General features: G+C 71.3%; 15 protein-coding genes. 10 read left to right on the plus strand and 5 right to left on the minus strand.

Annotated features, from left to right (window positions below; translation table 11 throughout):
• The 3 genes from MSA03_RS12200 to MSA03_RS12210 form a co-directional block, all read right to left on the minus strand.
• Positions 1-249, minus strand: coding sequence for a hypothetical protein (locus tag MSA03_RS12200; RefSeq protein ID WP_028495511.1), 249 nt, complete (start codon positions 247-249; stop codon positions 1-3).
• A 1-nt stretch (position 250) separates the two neighbouring features.
• Positions 251-2,827, minus strand: a complete 2,577-nt coding sequence (gene valS / locus MSA03_RS12205) for a valine--tRNA ligase (RefSeq protein WP_147051208.1) — start codon at positions 2,825-2,827, stop codon at positions 251-253.
• A gap of 102 nt (positions 2,828-2,929) precedes the next feature.
• The gene (locus tag MSA03_RS12210) at positions 2,930-3,589 is read right to left on the minus strand and encodes a pentapeptide repeat-containing protein (RefSeq protein WP_147051209.1); all 660 of its coding nucleotides are present in this window, start codon (positions 3,587-3,589) and stop codon (positions 2,930-2,932) included.
• A 209-nt stretch (positions 3,590-3,798) separates the two neighbouring features.
• Between MSA03_RS12210 and ileS the strand changes: the two genes are divergently transcribed.
• From ileS to ndk, 4 genes are read left to right on the plus strand one after another with little or no spacing between them, the layout of a single operon-like run.
• Entirely contained in the window at positions 3,799-7,191 is a 3,393-nt protein-coding gene (gene ileS / locus MSA03_RS12215) for an isoleucine--tRNA ligase (RefSeq protein ID WP_147051210.1), read from the plus strand.
• Positions 7,188-8,540 carry a bifunctional folylpolyglutamate synthase/dihydrofolate synthase gene (locus tag MSA03_RS12220; protein ID WP_147051211.1) on the plus strand — a complete coding sequence of 451 codons (1,353 nt, stop codon included), beginning with the start codon at positions 7,188-7,190 and terminating at the stop codon, positions 8,538-8,540. The genes ileS and MSA03_RS12220 overlap by 4 nt, the downstream gene beginning before the upstream one ends.
• On the plus strand, positions 8,537-8,938 hold the full coding sequence (locus tag MSA03_RS12225) for a DUF4233 domain-containing protein (protein ID WP_231478565.1): 402 nt from the start codon (positions 8,537-8,539) through the stop codon (positions 8,936-8,938). The genes MSA03_RS12220 and MSA03_RS12225 overlap by 4 nt, the downstream gene beginning before the upstream one ends.
• 1 nt (position 8,939) lies before the next feature.
• On the plus strand, positions 8,940-9,356 hold the full coding sequence (ndk, locus tag MSA03_RS12230; RefSeq protein WP_028495517.1) for a nucleoside-diphosphate kinase: 417 nt from the start codon (positions 8,940-8,942) through the stop codon (positions 9,354-9,356).
• A gap of 124 nt (positions 9,357-9,480) precedes the next feature.
• On the opposite strand, the gene MSA03_RS12235 is transcribed toward ndk, so the two are convergent.
• Positions 9,481-10,080 (minus strand): vitamin K epoxide reductase family protein, encoded by a 600-nt coding sequence (locus MSA03_RS12235; RefSeq protein WP_147051212.1) that lies wholly within the window; start codon positions 10,078-10,080, stop codon positions 9,481-9,483.
• Positions 10,081-10,387: 307 nt separating this feature from the next.
• On the opposite strand from MSA03_RS12235, the gene MSA03_RS12240 reads away from it, so the two are divergent.
• A complete protein-coding gene (locus tag MSA03_RS12240; protein WP_147051213.1) occupies positions 10,388-12,640 on the plus strand; it encodes an Rne/Rng family ribonuclease in 2,253 nt (750 codons plus the stop codon).
• A 26-nt stretch (positions 12,641-12,666) separates the two neighbouring features.
• Here MSA03_RS12240 and MSA03_RS12245 read toward each other — a convergent pair whose 3' ends face one another.
• Positions 12,667-12,939, minus strand: a complete 273-nt coding sequence (locus MSA03_RS12245; RefSeq protein WP_028495520.1) for a DUF4031 domain-containing protein — start codon at positions 12,937-12,939, stop codon at positions 12,667-12,669.
• A gap of 203 nt (positions 12,940-13,142) precedes the next feature.
• Here MSA03_RS12245 and rplU point away from each other — a divergent pair, with 203 nt between their 5' ends.
• From rplU to MSA03_RS12270, 5 genes are all read left to right on the plus strand, one after another.
• Positions 13,143-13,451 (plus strand): 50S ribosomal protein L21, encoded by a 309-nt coding sequence (gene rplU / locus MSA03_RS12250; RefSeq protein WP_028495521.1) that lies wholly within the window; start codon positions 13,143-13,145, stop codon positions 13,449-13,451.
• A gap of 18 nt (positions 13,452-13,469) precedes the next feature.
• A complete protein-coding gene (gene rpmA, locus MSA03_RS12255; RefSeq protein ID WP_028495522.1) occupies positions 13,470-13,727 on the plus strand; it encodes a 50S ribosomal protein L27 in 258 nt (85 codons plus the stop codon).
• 70 nt (positions 13,728-13,797) lie between these two features.
• The gene (gene obgE / locus MSA03_RS12260) at positions 13,798-15,306 is read left to right on the plus strand and encodes a GTPase ObgE (RefSeq protein ID WP_028495523.1); all 1,509 of its coding nucleotides are present in this window, start codon (positions 13,798-13,800) and stop codon (positions 15,304-15,306) included.
• Positions 15,303-16,136, plus strand: a complete 834-nt coding sequence (proB, locus tag MSA03_RS12265) for a glutamate 5-kinase (RefSeq protein WP_028495524.1) — start codon at positions 15,303-15,305, stop codon at positions 16,134-16,136. Before obgE ends, proB begins: the two co-directional genes overlap by 4 nt.
• 40 nt (positions 16,137-16,176) lie before the next feature.
• Entirely contained in the window at positions 16,177-17,436 is a 1,260-nt protein-coding gene (locus tag MSA03_RS12270; protein ID WP_147051214.1) for a glutamate-5-semialdehyde dehydrogenase, read from the plus strand.
• The last annotated feature ends 7 nt before the right edge of the window (positions 17,437-17,443 follow it).

The following is a 17,443-nucleotide window of genomic DNA, read 5'->3' on the forward strand; positions in this document are numbered from 1 at the left end:
TCAGCCGAACTCGTCGCCGACGTCGTGGCGGACGACGACGTTCCCGGCCGCGTCGAGCTCGACGAGGACGCCGGTGTCGAGCTCGGCGATGGGTCGGCCCTCGAGCCACGTCAGCGTCCAGCGCGGCCGGGGCTGCCCGAGCTGATCACCCGGCATCGCGGCATCGACCGCCGCGATCTGCGGCCGCAGGACGGCCGGGACCGCGGTCGGCGGCTCGTCGCCGCTCGACCAGCGCGTTCCGAGCTGCATGTCAGGCCTCCTGCACCGTCAGGACGATCTCCGTCACGGCGATCGACTCGCCCGTGCCGTAGGTGATCTCGCCGATCCGGCCGACGGCCTTGAGGTCGCCTTCCGCCGTCTGGATCGCGGCGATCGCGGCCTCCGGGCCCGTGATCGTGAGCGTGTCGACGGGGGTCTTCTGCGAGGCCTTCGCCTCGGTCTTCGCGCGGCGGACGCCGATGAGCGCCTCACCCACGGTGCGCAGGACCGCCGGGTCGCCCTCGATGCCGAGCGGCTCGGGCCAGCTCGCGTTGTGCACCGAGCCCTCCTCGAACCACGACCACGCCTCTTCGGCGGCGAAGGACAGCACGGGCGCGAGGAGCCGCAGGAGCGTCGACAGCGCCAGGCGCAGGGCGAGGGCGGCGGAGGCCTGCCCCACGTCGGTCTGGTTGTACGCGCGCTCCTTGACGAGTTCGAGGTAGTCGTCGCAGAAGGTCCAGAAGAACCCTTCCGTGAGCTCGAGGGCGCGGGCGTGGTCGTAGGCCTCGAACGCCTTCGTCGCCTCCCGCACGACGCCGTCCAGGGTCGCCAGCATCGACGCGTCGAGCGCGTGCGTCACCTCGGCGCCCTCGGGAACCGGGAAGGACAGCACGAACTTCGCCGCGTTGAGCACCTTGATCGCGAGACGGCGGCCGATCTTGACCTGCGTGGGGTTCTGCGGGTCGAACGCCGCGTCCGCGCCGAGCCGGCTCGACGCCGACCAGTAGCGCACCGCGTCGGTGCCGTGCGTGTCCAGGATGTCGGCGGGCGTGACGACGTTGCCCTTGGACTTCGACATCTTCTTGCGGTCGGGGTCGACGATGAAGCCGGAGATGGCGGCATCCGTCCAGGGCGCGCGGTCGTCCTCGAGGGCGCTGCGCACCATCGTGGAGAACAGCCATGTGCGGATGATGTCCTGCCCCTGCGGCCGCAGGTCGAACGGTGCGACGAGGTTCCAGAGCTCGCCGTCGCGCTCCCAGCCGCCCGCGAGCTGCGCGGTCAGCGACGACGTGGCCCACGTGTCGAAGATGTCCTTCTCCCCGTCGAACCCCCCCGGCACGCCGCGCTGGTCCTCGGTGAAGCCCGGGGGCACGTCGGTCGTCGGGTCGATGGGCAGACTCGCGTGGTCCGGCGTGAGGACGCGGTTGTAGTCGCGCTCCCCGTTCTCGTCCAGGGCGTACCAGACCGGGATCGGCACGCCGAAAAAGCGCTGGCGCGAGACGAGCCAGTCGCCGGTGAGACCGTTGGTCCAGTTCTCGTAGCGGACGCGCATGAAGTCGGGATGCCAGTTCATCTCCTGCCCGAGGGCGATGAGTTTGTCGCGCAGCTGCGCGTCGCGCGCGCCGTTGCGGAGGTACCACTGCCGGGTCGACACGATCTCGAGGGGGCGGTCGCCCTTCTCGTAGAACTTCACCGGGTGCGTGAACGGCTTGGGGTCGCCGATGAGCTCGCCGGACTCCTGCAGGAGCTCGACGATGCGCTTCTTGGCGCTGAAGACCGTCTTCCCCGCGATCTCGGCGTACGCCGCACGCGCGGCATCCGTCACGATCACGTCCGGAGCCTCCGCGAGGACACGGCCGTCCTTGCCGAGGATCGTACGGTTGGGGAGGTCGAGCTCCCGCCACCAGATGATGTCGGTGACGTCGCCGAACGTGCAGATCATGGCGATGCCCGAGCCCTTGTCCTTCTGGGCGAGGGGATGCGCGAGGACGGGGACCTCCACGTCGAACAGCGGCGTGCGGACCGTCGTCCCGAACGACGCCTGGTACCGCTCGTCGTCGGGGTGCGCCACGAGCGCGACGCACGCCGCAAGGAGCTCCGGACGGGTCGTCTCGATGTGGAAGTCGCCGGTGCCGTCGGTGCGGTGGAACGCGACGCGGTGGTACGCGGCGGGCTGCTCGCGGTCCTCCAGCTCGGCCTGCGCGATGGCGGAGCGGAAGTCGATGTCCCACAGCGTCGGCGCCATGGCCTGGTACGCCTCGTCGCGCTCGAGGTTCCGCAGGAACGCGAGCTGGCTCGTGCGGATCGTGTCGTCCGAGATCGTCCGGTAGGTCTGCGTCCAGTCGACGGACAGGCCCAGCTGACGGAACAGCGCCTCGAAGTGCTTCTCGTCCTCGAGGGTCAGGCTCTCGCACAGCTCGATGAAGTTGCGGCGGCTGATCGCCACCTGGTCGGCGGGCTTCAGGCTCTTGGCGTCGCCGGCGAACGGCGGGGTGAAGTCAGGGTCGTAGGGCAGCGACGGGTCGCAGCGCACCCCGTAGTAGTTCTGCACGCGGCGCTCGGTGGGCAGGCCGTTGTCGTCCCAGCCCATCGGGTAGAAGACCGTCTTGCCGCGCATGCGCTCGAAGCGCACCTTGACGTCGGTGTGGGTGTAGCTGAAGACGTGCCCGATGTGCAGCGACCCGGATGCCGTCGGCGGCGGGGTGTCGACGGAGAAGACGCCGGCGCGACCGGCGGCCTTCGCGGCATCGCGGTCGAACAGGTACGTGCCCTGCGCGGCCCAGGCCGCGTCCCACTTCTGCTCGAGGCCCTCGAGGGCCGGCTTGTCGGGAATGTGCGCGTTCGTCATGGGACTCCTCGAGCCGTATATGCGGCACTGTGTGAGCGTGCCTGAGTGTGGGAATGTCCGGCCATTCTACCGGGGTCCCGGGGCGGCGCCGGGTCGGCCGGGTCAGCCGAGGACGCGGATGCCGAGTGCCCGCGCGAAGGCGCCGGCGTGCAGCAGCAGCTGCGCCGCGGACATCGTCGCGCCGCGGAGCGCCGCGGGCTCGGTGTAGGACAGCGCCTCCAGGCCGCGCAGGTCGAGGTCCGTCGCCCGGAGCCCCCGCGTGTCGACCTCGTCCACGCGCGTGTCCTGGAAGGCCACGCGCGTCACGTCGGCCTCCGGCAGATCCATGGTCCCGATGACGCAGCCGACGACCTGCAGATCCGCGATCCGCGCGGAGGGGAGGCTCAGGTAGTCGATGCGGACGTCCCGCAGCACGACGCCGTCCAGCTCGCCCCGCAGCAGGTCGAGCGTGCCGATCCGCCCGCCGACGATCTCCACGCTCCGCCACCGCCCGTCGCGGGCGACGATCTCGGTCGCGCGCGGCTCGGCCAGCCGGACGTCGGTCAGCACCGCGCCCGTCAGGTCCAGCCGGTCGGCGCTCATCCCCTCCACCACGGATTCGGTGAGCCGGCAGTGTGCGGCATCCACCGCGCCGGTGACATCCGCGACCCGCGCGCCGAGCAGATCCCCATGCCGGGCGAGGCCGGTGACGGCCTCCAGCCGGGCGGGCAGATCGGGTGCCGCATCGCGGGGAGGGACGGGGGAGTCGGTGCGCCGGGCCATGCCGGGACCCTATCGCGCGCGTATGATGGGACGACCAGCATCGATCCGGCCATCACCGGGGAGCTTCCGGAAGAAACCCCGCGGGGGAGTAGAACCGGACGGGGCAGGCCCGTCACAGCCGCAGGGAGAGTGGCCCTCCGGGGCAAGCGGGGTGGTACCGCGGTCGTCAGATCGTCCTCGCAGGAAGCACCGCGACCTGCTGGAGAGACATGACCTACCCGAAGCCCTCATCGTTCGGCCCCGCCGCCGATCTCGTCGCGAGCCCGCGGTTCCCGCAGATCGAGCAGGAGATCCTGGCCTTCTGGAAGGACGACGACACCTTCCGCGCCTCGATCGCGCAGCGCGCGGACGCACCCGAGTGGGTCTTCTACGACGGCCCGCCGTTCGCGAACGGCCTGCCGCACTACGGCCACCTCCTCACCGGCTACGCCAAGGACCTCTTCCCGCGCTTCCAGACGATGCGCGGCCACAAGGTCGACCGCGTCTTCGGGTGGGACACGCACGGCCTGCCCGCCGAGCTCGAGGCGATGAAGCAGCTCGGGATCACCGAGAAGAGCGAGATCGAGCAGATGGGGATCGCCGCGTTCAACGACAAGGCGCGCTCCTCCGTCCTGGCCTACACGCGCGAGTGGGAGGACTACGTCACGCGGCAGGCGCGCTGGGTCGACTTCGAGCGCGGCTACAAGACGCTCGACCCCGGCTACATGGAGTCGGTGCTGTGGGCGTTCAAGACGCTGTGGGACAAGGACCTCGCGTACGAGGGCCACCGCGTCCTGCCCTACTGCTGGCGCGACGAGACGCCGCTGAGCAACCACGAGCTGCGGATGGATGACGACGTCTACAAGATGCGTCAGGACCCGTCCGTGACGGTCACGTTCCCCCTCGTGGGCACGAAGGCGGAGGCGCTGGGGCTCACCGGCGTCCGTGCCCTCGCCTGGACGACGACGCCCTGGACGCTGCCGACGAACCTCGCCCTCGCCGTCGGACCGGAGATCGAGTACGCCGTGCTCCCGGGCGGCCCGGAGGGTGTCGCCGACGTGCACGAGGACCGCGCGGAGGCGGACGCGCACCGCTACCTCCTGGCATCCGCCCTGCTCGGCGGGTACGCGAAGGACCTCGGCTACGCGTCGGCGGAGGCCGCGCACGCCGCCGTCGAGCGGACGATCCTCGGCGCCGAGCTCGCCGACGTGCACTACGACGCCCTCTTCGACTACTACGCGGATGCCGCGACCTGGGGCACCGATCGCGCCTGGCGCATCCTCGTCGACGCCTACGTGACGACGAGCGACGGCACCGGCATCGTCCACCAGGCCCCGGCCTACGGCGAGGACGACCAGCGCATCACCGAGGCCGCCGGCATCCCGCTCATCATGAGCCTCGACGACAGCGGCAAGTTCCTGCCGCAGGTGACCGATGTCGCCGGGCAGCTGTGGATGGATGCGAACCGTCCGCTCATCCGCCTCATCAAGGCCGAGGGCCGGCTGCTGCGTGAGGCGAGCTACGAGCACTCCTACCCGCACTGCTGGCGGTGCCGGAACCCGCTCATCTACAAGGCCGTCTCCAGCTGGTTCGTGCGCGTCACGGCCATCAAGGACCGCCTCGTCGAGCTCAACGAGCAGATCACGTGGGCGCCGGAGAACGTCAAGCACGGACAGTTCGGCAAGTGGCTCGAGGGCGCGCGCGACTGGTCCGTGAGCCGCAACCGGTTCTGGGGGTCGCCGATCCCGGTGTGGAAGAGCGATGACCCCGAGTACCCGCGGGTCGACGTGTACGGCTCGCTTGCCGACATCGAGCGCGACTTCGGCCGCCTCCCCGTCAACGAGGCGGGCGAGGTCGACCTGCACCGCCCGTACATCGACGACCTGACGCGCCCGAACCCCGACGACCCCACGGGGCGCGCCACGATGCGCCGCATCGAGGACGTCTTCGACGTGTGGTTCGACTCCGGCTCGATGCCGTACGCGCAGGTGCACTACCCGTTCGGGAACCGGGAATGGTTCGACGAGCACGCCCCCGCGGACTTCATCGTGGAGTACATCGGGCAGACGCGCGGGTGGTTCTACGTCATGCACGTGCTCTCCGGCGCGCTGTTCGACCGCCCGGCGTTCACGGGCGTCGCGTGCCACGGCATCGTGCTGGGCAGCGACGGGCAGAAGATGTCCAAGTCGTTGCGGAACTACCCCGACGTCAGCGAGGTGTTCGACCGCGACGGTTCGGACGCGATGCGCTGGTTCCTCATGGGATCCTCCGTGCTCCGCGGCGGGAACCTCGTCGTCACGGAGGAGGGGATCCGCGCCGGAGTGCGCGAGTTCCTGCTGCCGTTGTGGAACGCGTGGTACTTCTTCGCCACGTACGCCGGCGCCGCCGGCGGGCCGGACGGCGCCGGCTACGACGCGCAGTGGCGCACCGACTCGACGAATGTGCTCGACCGGTACATCCTCGCCCTCACCGGCGACCTCGTCCGCGACGTCGCGACCGACCTGGAGGCGCTGGACTCCACGATGGCCGCGGCCAAGCTCCGCGACTTCGCGGAGGCGCTGACGAACTGGTACATCCGCCGCTCCCGCGACCGGTTCTGGGTCGGCGTCTCGGCCGACGAGACCTCCACGGAGGCCTTCGACACCCTCTACACGGTGCTCGAGACCCTCACGCGCGTCGCGGCGCCGCTCATCCCGCTCGTCGCCGAGCGTGTCTGGCAGGGGCTCACCGGCGGGCGCAGCGTGCACCTGCAGGACTGGCCCGACGCCGACGCGTTCGCCCCCGCGGCCGACATCCGCGTCGCGATGGACACCGTCCGCGAGGTCTCCTCCGTCGCCAACGCGCTGCGCAAGCGCGAGGGCAAGCGCGTGCGGCTGCCCCTCGCGAGCCTGACCGTCGCCGTCGCGGACGCGGCAGGCCTCGCGCAGTTCGAGGACATCCTCCGGGAGGAGCTCAACGTCAAGCGCGTCGAGGTCGTCGAGCTCGTCGACGGGCTCGCCGAGCGGTACGGCATCAGCCAGCGGCTCGCCGTCAACGCGCGCGCGGCCGGACCGCGCCTCGGCAAGCAGGTGCAGCACGTCATCGGCGGTGCCAAGGCCGGTCTGTGGTCCGTCGTCGACGGTGTCGTCGTCGTCGACGGGATCGCCCTCCAGGAGGGGGAGTACGAGCTCACGCTCGAGGCGGGCGGAATGGCCGCCGGCACGGCGATCGCGCTGCTGCCCGCGGGTGGCTTCGTGCTGCTCGACACCGCCACGACGCCGGAGCTGGAGGCCGAAGGCCTGGCCCGCGACGTCATCCGCGCCGTGCAGGACACCCGGAAGGCCGCCGGCTTCGAGGTCAGCGACCGCATCCGCCTGCGACTCGTGTTCGCCTCGGCGGCGGACGCGGATGCCGTCTCCGCCGCCTTCGACACGGCCGAGGTCGCGGGGGAGACCCTCGCGCTCGAGCACTCCATCGCCGTCGAAGGACGCGACGTGCCGGTGCGGGGCGGCGAGACCGACGAGTCCTGGCAGCGCGCCGCGTTCGGCGCCGCGCCGGAGCACGTCGCCTACCAGCGCGAGGGCCTGTTCGCCAACGAGGGCGGCTTCCACGTCGCCGTGTCCCGGATCGGAGCATCCGCATGAACGACCGCGCGAGAGCGGATGCCGTCTACGCGGCGCTGCTGACCCGGCAGGGCGAGCGCTGGGTGCAGCCCCGCGTAGAGCGCACCCGGCGCGTCCTGGAGCTGCTCGCCGACCCGCAGCACACCTACCGGGTCGTGCACGTCACCGGCACGAACGGCAAGACGTCCACGAGCCGCATCATCGAGACGATCGTGCGCGCCCACGGCCTGCGCACCGGGCTGTTCACGAGCCCGCACCTGGAGCGCTTCACGGAGCGGATCATGATCGACGGGGAGCCGATCGCGGACGCCGCGATCGCCGACGCGTGGGAGGAGATCTCCCCGTTCGTCGACCTCGTGGATGCCGAACTCGCCGCCACCGGCGAGGCGCCGCTGACCTTCTTCGAGCTTCTGACGGTGCTGGCGTTCGTCGCCTTCGCAGACGCCCCGGTGGACGTCGCCGTCATCGAGGTCGGGATGGGCGGGGCGTGGGACTCCACGAACACCGCGGACGGCGACGTCGCCGTCTTCGCGCCCATCGACATCGACCACGCCGACCGGCTGGGCGACACGATCGAGGCGATCGCCACCGTGAAGTCCGGCATCATCAAGCAGGATGCCGCCGTCGTCTCCGCCGCCCAGGACCCGGCCGCCGCCGCCGTCCTGCGTGCCGCGGCCGCCGCGCACGACGCGTCCCTCGCCGTCGACGGCGACCAGTTCGCCCTCACGGCGCAGCGGCTGGCCGTCGGCGGGCAGCAGATCTCGGTGCGCGGCCTCGCCGGCACCTACGACGAGCTGTACCTGCCGCTGTACGGCGCGCACCAGGGCCGAAACGCGGCCCTCGCGATCGCCGCCGTCGAGTCGCTCATCGGCGCCGGGACGCAGCCGATCGCGCCCGACGTCCTCGCCGATGCCCTCGCGAACGTCACCTCGCCGGGCCGTCTGCAGCTGATCGGCGTCGCGCCGACCGTGCTCGCCGACAGCGCCCACAACCCGCACGGCGCGGCCGCCCTCGTCGCGGCGCTCCGCGAGTCGTTCGACTTCGACGAGTGGGGCCTCGTGCTGGGGGTGTTCGGCGACAAGGACACCGCGGGCATCGTCTCGACCCTCGCCCCGGCCGCCGCGCACGTGTTCGCCACGGCACCGGACTCCGAGCGCGCCGCCGACCCGGAGCAGATCGCCGACCTCGTGGAGGACGCCGGGTCGCCGGTGACCGTGCACCACGGCCTCGCCGACGCGGCCGAGGCCGCCCGCGCGTGGGCGGCCGCGTCCGACCGTCGCGCCGTCATCATCGCCGGCAGCGTCGTGCTCGCCGGGGAAGCCGTGATGCTCGCCGCGGACGACGACTGGAAGAGCGGGTGGCAGGAGTGAGCGAGCGCGTCCGGCGACCCCGCCGTCCCCGCGGCGCCGCCGAGTCGCTGGCATCCATCGTGCTGGCCGCGGAAGCCCTCGTGGTCTTCCTCGGCGGCATGGTCGCCTACGGGCTCGGCGCCCTCCCGGACGGGGTCCCCGGCTGGTGGGCCATCGTCGCGGGCAGCGTCCTCGCCGTCCTCATGGTGGCCACCGGAGCCGTCGCCCGCCACCGCTGGGGGATCGCGCTCGGCTGGGTGTGGCAGCTCGTCGTCGCACTGGGCGCCATCGTGCTGCCGGCGCTGCTCCTGGTCGCCCTCGTTTTCGGTGCCATGTACGCGTATGGCACCATCAAGGGCGGCGCGCTGGACAAGCGCAACGCACAGCTGGCCGCTCAGGCGGAATCGAACGGAGACTGACATGCACACGGAAGAGACCCTCGTCCTCGTCAAGCCGGACGGCGTCGCGCGCGGACTCACCGGCGCGATCCTCGCCCGCATCGAAGCCAAGGGCTACGCGCTCGTGGACATCGCCCTCGTCGAGCCGGAGCGCGACACGCTCGAGCGGCACTACGCCGAGCACGCCGGCAAGCCCTTCTACGAGCCGCTCCTGGAGTTCATGATGTCGGGTCCCTCCGTCGCGATCCGCCTCGCCGGCAACCGCGTCATCGAGGGCTTCCGTTCGCTCGCCGGCACGACCGACCCGACGACGGCCGCGCCCGGCACGATCCGCGGCGACTTCGGCCGCGACTGGGGCCTCGCGGTGCAGCAGAACCTCGTGCACGGCAGCGACAGCCCCGAGTCGGCCGCGCGCGAGCTGGAGATCTGGTTCGGCTGAGCCGGGATCCGGCGTCCGTGCGGAGCCGCGGATGCTGTGACGCCGACCCGCCGCATGTCCCGCCATGCGCGGGTGCGGCGCGGCGCGACCCGCATGAACCGGGACACGGCAGGGCGCGCTGCGGTTACAGGGTGCCGATCCAGTCCAGCCGCAGCTGGGCGATCAGTGCGATCACGGCGTAGCTGAGGATCGCGAGGAGCGGGACCCACCCGAGGAGGGTGTCCGACGCCGCGCGCACGCGGCCCGGTGCCGGTGCGACGCCCGAGCGCAGCACGTGCAGCGTGACGGCATAGAACGTCGGGATCGTGACGATCCACGTCACCATGCACCACGGGCAGAGGGTGCCGAGGACGAACACGCTCTGCGCGATGAGCCACACGACGAAGCCGAACGCGAACGCCGTGCCGGACCAGAACAGCCACCAGAACCAGCGGGCGAACCGGGCGCCCGCGAGGATGGCGACGCCGACCGCGATCGGGGCGACCCAGCCGACGAGCCCGAGGAGCGGGTTCGGGAAGCCGAAAACCGCGCCCTGCCAGGAGTCGAGGTTCTTCCCGCACTGCACGACGATGTTGACGTCGCAGGATGCCGTCGACCCGGGCTCGGCGAGGAGGTGGAACTTCTCCACCGTCAGCTCGAAAGCGGCCAAGAGGCCCACGGCGCCGGCGATGATGAGCCATACCGCGAGCGCCCGCGGACGGGTGTGCGTGAGGCGGGTGGGCATGGTTGCGATTATCGCATCGACCGGCGAACGGACTCCCGGCACCGCACCGGCACGCGCCGCGGACAGCGAAACGAGCATTCGGGCACCGAAAGTGCGATAATGGTCGCCGATGCTCCCCGCGGCCGCGCCGCGACCGGACATCACCGAAGACTTCGGGCGATGAACGCCCTTCGCAGCACGAGCCACGGCCAGATGAGCAAGCTCCCGCTGCAGACCGAGTGAGACCGCGGCTCCTCCGAACCGGAGCGGCGCCGCCAGATTTTCGCCGGACGGCGCGCGGTGCCGTCCCGCTAGGAGTAAGCCAGTGATGGCCGATGAGCACACCGAAGATTCCCCGTCCGACAACGAGCAGCCCGTCACGCTGAGCGACGCGCCCGCCGCGGAGCTCGCCGATGTCGTGACCTCCGTCGAGGCCGTCGAGGAGCACGCGCCCGCCGCCAACGACGCGACGCCTGCGCCCGAGGCCGATGGTGCGGCCGACGCCGAGCCGGAGACGCCGGCCGAGCCGGAGACGCCCGCCGAGCCGGAGAAGCCGCTCACGGCCGTGAGCCTGGGCCTCCTGCCGGAGAACTTCGTCTCCGCCGTCTCGACGCAGCTGGTGTTCTACGCCCCGGCCATCGCGCCGCTGCCGCCCCGCCACGACGACGAGTCCCGGGAGGAGCAGGACGCCGAGTCGCCTTCCAGCGCCCGGCGCCGCAACCGCCGCCGCGGGGGAGCGAACGGGGCCGACGCCCCCGACGAGGCCCCCGCGCAGCCCCGTCGTCGCGCCGTCGAGCTCATCACCGAGCCGCAGCGCATCAAGGGCTCCACGCGCCTGGAGGCCAAGAAGCAGCGTCGCCGTGACGGTCGCGAAGCCGGCCATCGCCGCCCCGTCGTCACCGAGGCCGAGTTCCTCGCGCGCCGCGAGGCCGTCGACCGCGACATGATCGTCCGCTCCAAGAACGGCCGCATCCAGATCGCCGTCCTCGAGGACAACGTCCTCGTCGAGCACTACGTCGCCCGCAACCAGGACGCGTCCCTCATCGGCAACGTCTACCTCGGGCGCGTGCAGAACGTGCTGCCGAGCATGGAAGCCGCGTTCGTCGACATCGGCCGCGGCCGCAACGCGGTGCTGTACTCGGGCGAAGTCGACTGGGATGCCGTGGAGACCGGCAACCAGCCCCGCCGCATCGAGCTCGCCCTCAAATCCGGCGACCGCGTCCTCGTGCAGGTCACGAAGGACCCCGTCGGGCACAAGGGCGCCCGGCTCACGAGCCAGATCTCGCTCCCCGGTCGCTACCTGGTGTACGTGCCCGGCGGCAACATGAACGGGATCTCCCGCAAGCTCCCGGACACCGAGCGGGCGCGCCTCAAGCGCATCCTGAAGGAGGTCCTCCCGGAGTCCAGCGGCGTCATCGTCCGCACGGCCGCCGAAGGCGCCACGGAGGAGCAGCTCACGCGCGACGTGCAGCGCCTCACCTCGCAGTGGGAGCACATCAGCGCGCAGCTGGAGAACATCCAGGCGCCCGCTCTCCTGCACTCCGAGCCCGACCTCCTGGTCAAGATCGTCCGCGACGTCTTCAACGAGGACTTCCGGAAGATGCTCATCCAGGGTGAGGACGCGCACCAGACGATCACCTCGTACCTCGCCGGCGTCGCGCCGGACCTCATCGAGCGCATCGAGAAGTACGAGGACGAGCAGGACCCGTTCGACCGGTTCCGCGTCACCGAGCAGATCGAGAAGGCGCTGGACCGCAAGGTCTGGCTGCCCTCCGGCGGCTCGCTCGTCATCGACCGCACCGAGGCCATGACGGTCGTCGACGTCAACACCGGCAAGTTCGTCGGAACCGGGGGCAACCTCGAGGAGACCGTCACGAAGAACAACCTCGAGGCGGCGGAGGAGATCGTCCGGCAGCTGCGGCTCCGCGACATCGGCGGCATCATCGTCGTCGACTTCATCGACATGGTCCTTGAGTCCAACCGCGACCTCGTGCTGCGTCGCCTCGTCGAATGCCTGAGCCGTGACCGGACGAAGCACCAGGTGGCCGAGGTCACGTCGCTGGGCCTCGTGCAGATGACGCGCAAGAAGCTCGGACTGGGCCTCCTCGAGACCTTCAGCGAGGCGTGCGAGGTCTGCGCCGGTCGGGGCGTCATCGTCCACCACGACCCCGTCGTCAAGCACCGCGCCCCGCAGCAGAGCAGCTCCGCCCGCCGCCCGCGGCAGGCGCCCCCGGCTCCCGCCGGCGGCAATGGTGGCACGCACGTGATCACCGAGGGCGCGAAGTCCGCCCTCGCCCAGATCGCGGCGTCCACCATCCACACCGCCGCCGAGGACGCGGGGGAGCAGCCGGTCGTGGAGACCGCCGAACCCGTCGAGCGCCCCAAGAAGTCGCGCAAGAAGAAGACGGATGGCGCGCCGCCCGCCTCGCGAGCGCCCAAGACCGAGAAGGACCTGCTCCTGGAGACCGTCCTGAGCGCGCTTCCCGAGCCGAAGGCTCCCGGGCAGGGGCGTTCGCGCCGCCGCGTCACGACGGCCGCGCTCAGCGGCACGCCGGTGAGCACCGCGCCGTCCGAGGACTGATCACCCGGCGCCGCGGGCTCTGCGCGTCAGAGCCCGCGGCGCTCGCGTGCTGTCACCCGCAGGCCGGAGCCGATCAGGCGTCGGACGAGCTCGTGCCCGCTCACGCGCTCGGCGCCGCCCGCGACGAGCCGCTCCAGCGCGTCCTCCGGGACGTCGTAGTGGTCCAGGTCGAACGCCCGCGGGGGGATGCCGTGCGCCCGCGCGAACGCGTGCAGCTCCGCCAGATCGCTGTCGCTGACCATGTGCGACCACAGCCGGCCGTGCGCCGGCCAGATTGCTTCGTCGACGAGGATGGCCACGTCCCGATCCTAGGCATGGCGCCGATTCCGACACGCCAGACGCGTGCTTTTGCCCTCCTGCACGGCATCCGGTAAAGTGGACCCTTGGTGCGTCGCGTGTCGCTGGCCTATGGCGACCGAGAGCTTTGCTTCCGCACCAAGACTTCCCAGTCTCACAAAGACAGACGGAGCCGTGCGCTCCACAGAAGAAAAACAGGTGTGAAGTGGTTTACGCAGTTGTGCGCGCCGGTGGCCGTCAGGAAAAGGTCGAGGTCGGCACCATCGTCGTGCTGGACCGTCAGGCGGCGAAGGTCGGCGACAAGATCGAGCTGCCCGCCGTCCTCTTCGTCGACGGCGACGCCGTCACGACCGACGCCGACAAGCTCGCGAAGGTCGTCGTGACCGCGGAGGTCCTCGGCGAGGAGCGCGGCCCGAAGATCGTGATCCAGAAGTTCAAGAACAAGACCGGCTACAAGAAGCGCCAGGGCCACCGTCAGGACCTCACGCGCGTCAAGATCACCGGCATCAAGTAAAGCCAGGGAGACGCAGAGATGGCACACAAAAAGGGCGCAAGCTCCACCCGTAACGGTCGCGACTCCAACGCCCAGCGACTGGGCGTGAAGCGCTTCGGCGGCCAGACCGTCCTCGCCGGCGAGATCATCGTCCGCCAGCGCGGAACCCACTTCCACCCGGGCGCCAATGTCGGCCGCGGTGGCGACGACACGCTGTTCGCTCTCGAAGCGGGCGCCGTGCAGTTCGGCACGAAGGGCGGCCGCAAGGTCGTCAACATCGTGGCGGCCGCAGAGTAGTCGTACACACTTCCTTGGCGAGGGGCGGGCTTCGGCTCGCCCCTCGCCTGTTCCCGTCAGGAGACATTCCATGGTGACCTTCGTCGATCGCGTCACGCTCCATCTGAGGGCGGGCAAGGGCGGCAACGGTTGCGTCTCCGTCAAGCGCGAGAAGTTCAAGCCCCTCGCCGGTCCGGACGGTGGAAACGGCGGCCACGGCGGCGACGTGGTGCTCGTCGCAGACCCGCAGGTCACGACCCTGCTGTCGTACCACCACTCACCGCACCGCTCCGCCGGCAACGGCGGCTTCGGCATGGGCGATCACCGCTCCGGCGCGCTGGGCGAGCCCCTCGAGCTGCCTGTGCCGGTCGGCACCGTGGTCAAGGACGTCGACGGCGAGGTCCTCGCCGATCTCGTCGTCCCGGGCACGCGGTTCGTCGCCGCTCCCGGCGGTCAGGGCGGGCTCGGCAACGCGGCGCTTGCGACCACCAAGCGCAAGGCGCCCGGCTTCGCGCTGCTCGGCACGCCGGGCTGGGAGGGCGATGTCCTCCTCGAGCTGAAGACCGTCGCCGACGTCGCGCTCGTCGGCTTCCCGTCGGCCGGGAAGTCGAGCCTCATCGCGGCCGTCTCCGCCGCCCGCCCCAAGATCGCGGACTATCCGTTCACGACGCTGCACCCGAACCTCGGTGTCGTGCAGGCCGGCGACGTCCGCTACACGATCGCCGACGTGCCCGGCCTCATCGAGGGGGCGAGCGAGGGGAAGGGCCTGGGCCTGGAGTTCCTCCGCCACGTGGAGCGCTGCACCGCCCTCGTCCATGTCCTGGACTGCGCGACCCTCGAGCCCGGCCGCGACCCGATCAGCGATCTCGACGTCATCCTCGCCGAGCTCGCGGCCTACCCGGTCCCGGAGGGTCAGCTCCCGCTGCTGGAGCGTCCGCAGCTCGTCGCGCTCAACAAGGTCGACGTCCCGGAGGCGAAGGACCTCGCCGACCTCGTGCGCCCCGACCTGGAGGCGCGCGGCTACCGGGTCTTCGAGATCTCCACGGTCAGTCATGAGGGCCTCCGCCAGCTGAACTACGCGCTGGGCGACATCGTCGCGCAGCACCGCGCCGACCTGGCCGCCGCACCGGCGCCGGAGCGCGTCATCATCCGTCCGCAGGGCTCGCGCCGCGAGTTCGAGATCCGGGTCGAAGGCGGCACCTACGGCAACGTGTACCGGATCCTCGGCGCGAAACCGCTCCGCTGGGTGCAGCAGACCGACTTCCAGAACGAGGAGGCCGTCGGCTTCCTCGCCGACCGGCTCGAGAAGCTGGGGGTGGAGGACGAGCTCTTCCGCGTGGGAGCCGAGGCCGGGTCCACCGTCGTCATCGGCGAGGGCGACGGCATCGTCTTCGACTGGCATCCGACGCTCTCCTCGGCCGCCGAGCTCATGACCGCACCACGCGGCACGGACCCGCGACTGGATCTCAACCCGCGCCGTACGACGTCGCAGCGCCGCGACCGCTACCACGAGCGCATGGATGCCAAGGCCGACGCACGCGCCGAGCTCGAGGCGGAGCGACTCGCCGTCCGCGGCGGGGAGGACGAGGACGAGCTGTGACCGTGAGGGAGCGCGCCGGCCTCGCCGGGGCACGTCGTGTCGTCGTGAAGGTCGGCTCGTCATCGATCAGCGGCGAGAACGCGCACAAGATCCAGCCGATCGTGGAAGCCCTCGCAGCCGCGCACGCCCGCGGCACCGAGGTCGTGCTCGTCTCGTCCGGCGCGATCGCGACCGGGATGCCGTACCTGCTCCTGGATGAGCGTCCCGTCGACCTCGCGACCCAGCAGGCGGCCGCCGCCGTCGGCCAGAACGTGCTGATCTACCGCTATCAGGATGCGCTGCGCCCCTTCGCGATCGTCACCGGCCAGGTACTCCTGACCGCGGGGGACCTCGAGAATCCCACGCACCGCTCCAACGCGCGCCGCGCCATGGAACGGCTGCTGGGCTTGCGCATCCTCCCCATCGTGAACGAGAACGACACCGTCGCGACCCATGAGATCCGCTTCGGCGACAACGACCGGCTCGCCGCGCTCGTCGCGCAGCTGATCGGCGCCGACGCGCTCGTGCTGCTGAGCGACATCGAGTGCCTCTACACCCGCCCGCCCGGCGAGCCGGGCGCCCGCCCCATCGACCGTGTCGAGTTCGGCGACGACCTCCACGGGTTCGAATTCGGCTCGGTCGTCGTCAACAGCGTCGGCACCGGGGGAGCGGCGACCAAGGTGTCCGCCGCCCGACTCGCCGCCACCGCGGGCGTCGGCGTGCTCGTCACGAGCGCCGACCTCGTCGAGGAGGCACTGCGGGGGGCCGAGATCGGCACCTGGTTCGCGCCGAACCCGGCCGCTCCGGTCCCGGCCGGCACGGCGCCCGTCCACACCTCGTCGACGATCTGAGCCGGGCCGCTCCGGCGCCCCGCCTCGGTAGACTGGCGGGATGACCGTCATCGCCGCCACCGCGCGGGAGCGCATGCTGCTGGCCAAGGACGCCTCGCGGAGCGTCGGGCTTCTCACCGACGCGCAGAAGGCCGACCTGCTGCGCGCCATCGCGGACGGCATCGACGCCGCGGCGGCGGAGATCGTCGCCGCCAATGCCGAGGATCTCGAGCGCGGCCGCGCGAACGGCCTCTCGGCCGGCCTGCAGGACCGCCTCCGCCTCGACGAGGCGCGCGTGCACGCCCTGGCATCCGCCGTGCGCGACGTCGCCGACCTGCCCGACCCGGTCGGACGGGTCCTCGAGGAGCGGACGATCGCCGGCGGCGTGCGGCTGCAGAAGGTCTCCGTGCCGTTCGGCGTCATCGGATCGATCTACGAGGCACGCCCCAACGTCACCGTCGACATCGCCTCGCTCGCCCTCCGGGCCGGGAACGCCGTGGTCCTGCGCGGCGGCAGCGCCGCCCAGTCATCCAACGCCGCCCTCATCGCCGTGATGCGGGGCGTCCTGGCCGCGCAGGGAGTCGACCCCGAGGCGATCCAGACCGTCGACGACTTCGGCCGCGACGGCGCCCGCGAGCTCATGCGCGCCCGCGGACTCGTCGACGTGCTCGTCCCGCGGGGGAGTGCGGAGCTCATCCGCACCGTCGTCGCCGAGTCGTCGGTCCCTGTCATCGAGACGGGAGCCGGCGTCGTGCACATCGTGCTCGACTCGTCCGCGCCGCTGGACTGGGCGCGCGACATCGTCGTGAACGCGAAGGTGCAGCGGCCCAGCGTCTGCAACGCCGTCGAAACCGTCCTCGTCCTCCGCGACGCCGCCGAGCGGCTCGTCCCGCCCGTCGTCGCGGCGCTGCAGAGCGCCGGCGTCACGGTGCACGGCGACGCCGATGCCCGGCGCCTCGCGCCCGGCATCGTGCCCGCCACCGAGGAGGACTGGGCGACCGAGCACATGAGCCTCGACCTCTCGCTGCGGATCGTCGACGACCTCGACGAGGCGCTCACGCACATCCGCACGTACTCCACACAGCACACCGAGTCCATCATCACGACCGACGATGCCCACGCCGAGCGGTTCCTCGCCGAGGTGGACGCCGCCGTCGTGATGGCGAACGCCTCGACGCGGTTCACCGACGGAGGCGAGTTCGGCTTCGGTGCGGAGGTGGGCATCTCGACGCAGAAGCTGCACGCGCGCGGGCCTATGGGCCTCCCTGAGCTCACGAGTGTGAAGTGGCTCGCCCGCGGGTCCGGGCAGATCCGGTCCTGACCGCCTA

It is taken from the genome of Microbacterium saccharophilum (genome assembly GCF_007992455.1).
Classification (GTDB): Bacteria; Actinomycetota; Actinomycetes; order Actinomycetales; family Microbacteriaceae; genus Microbacterium; species Microbacterium saccharophilum.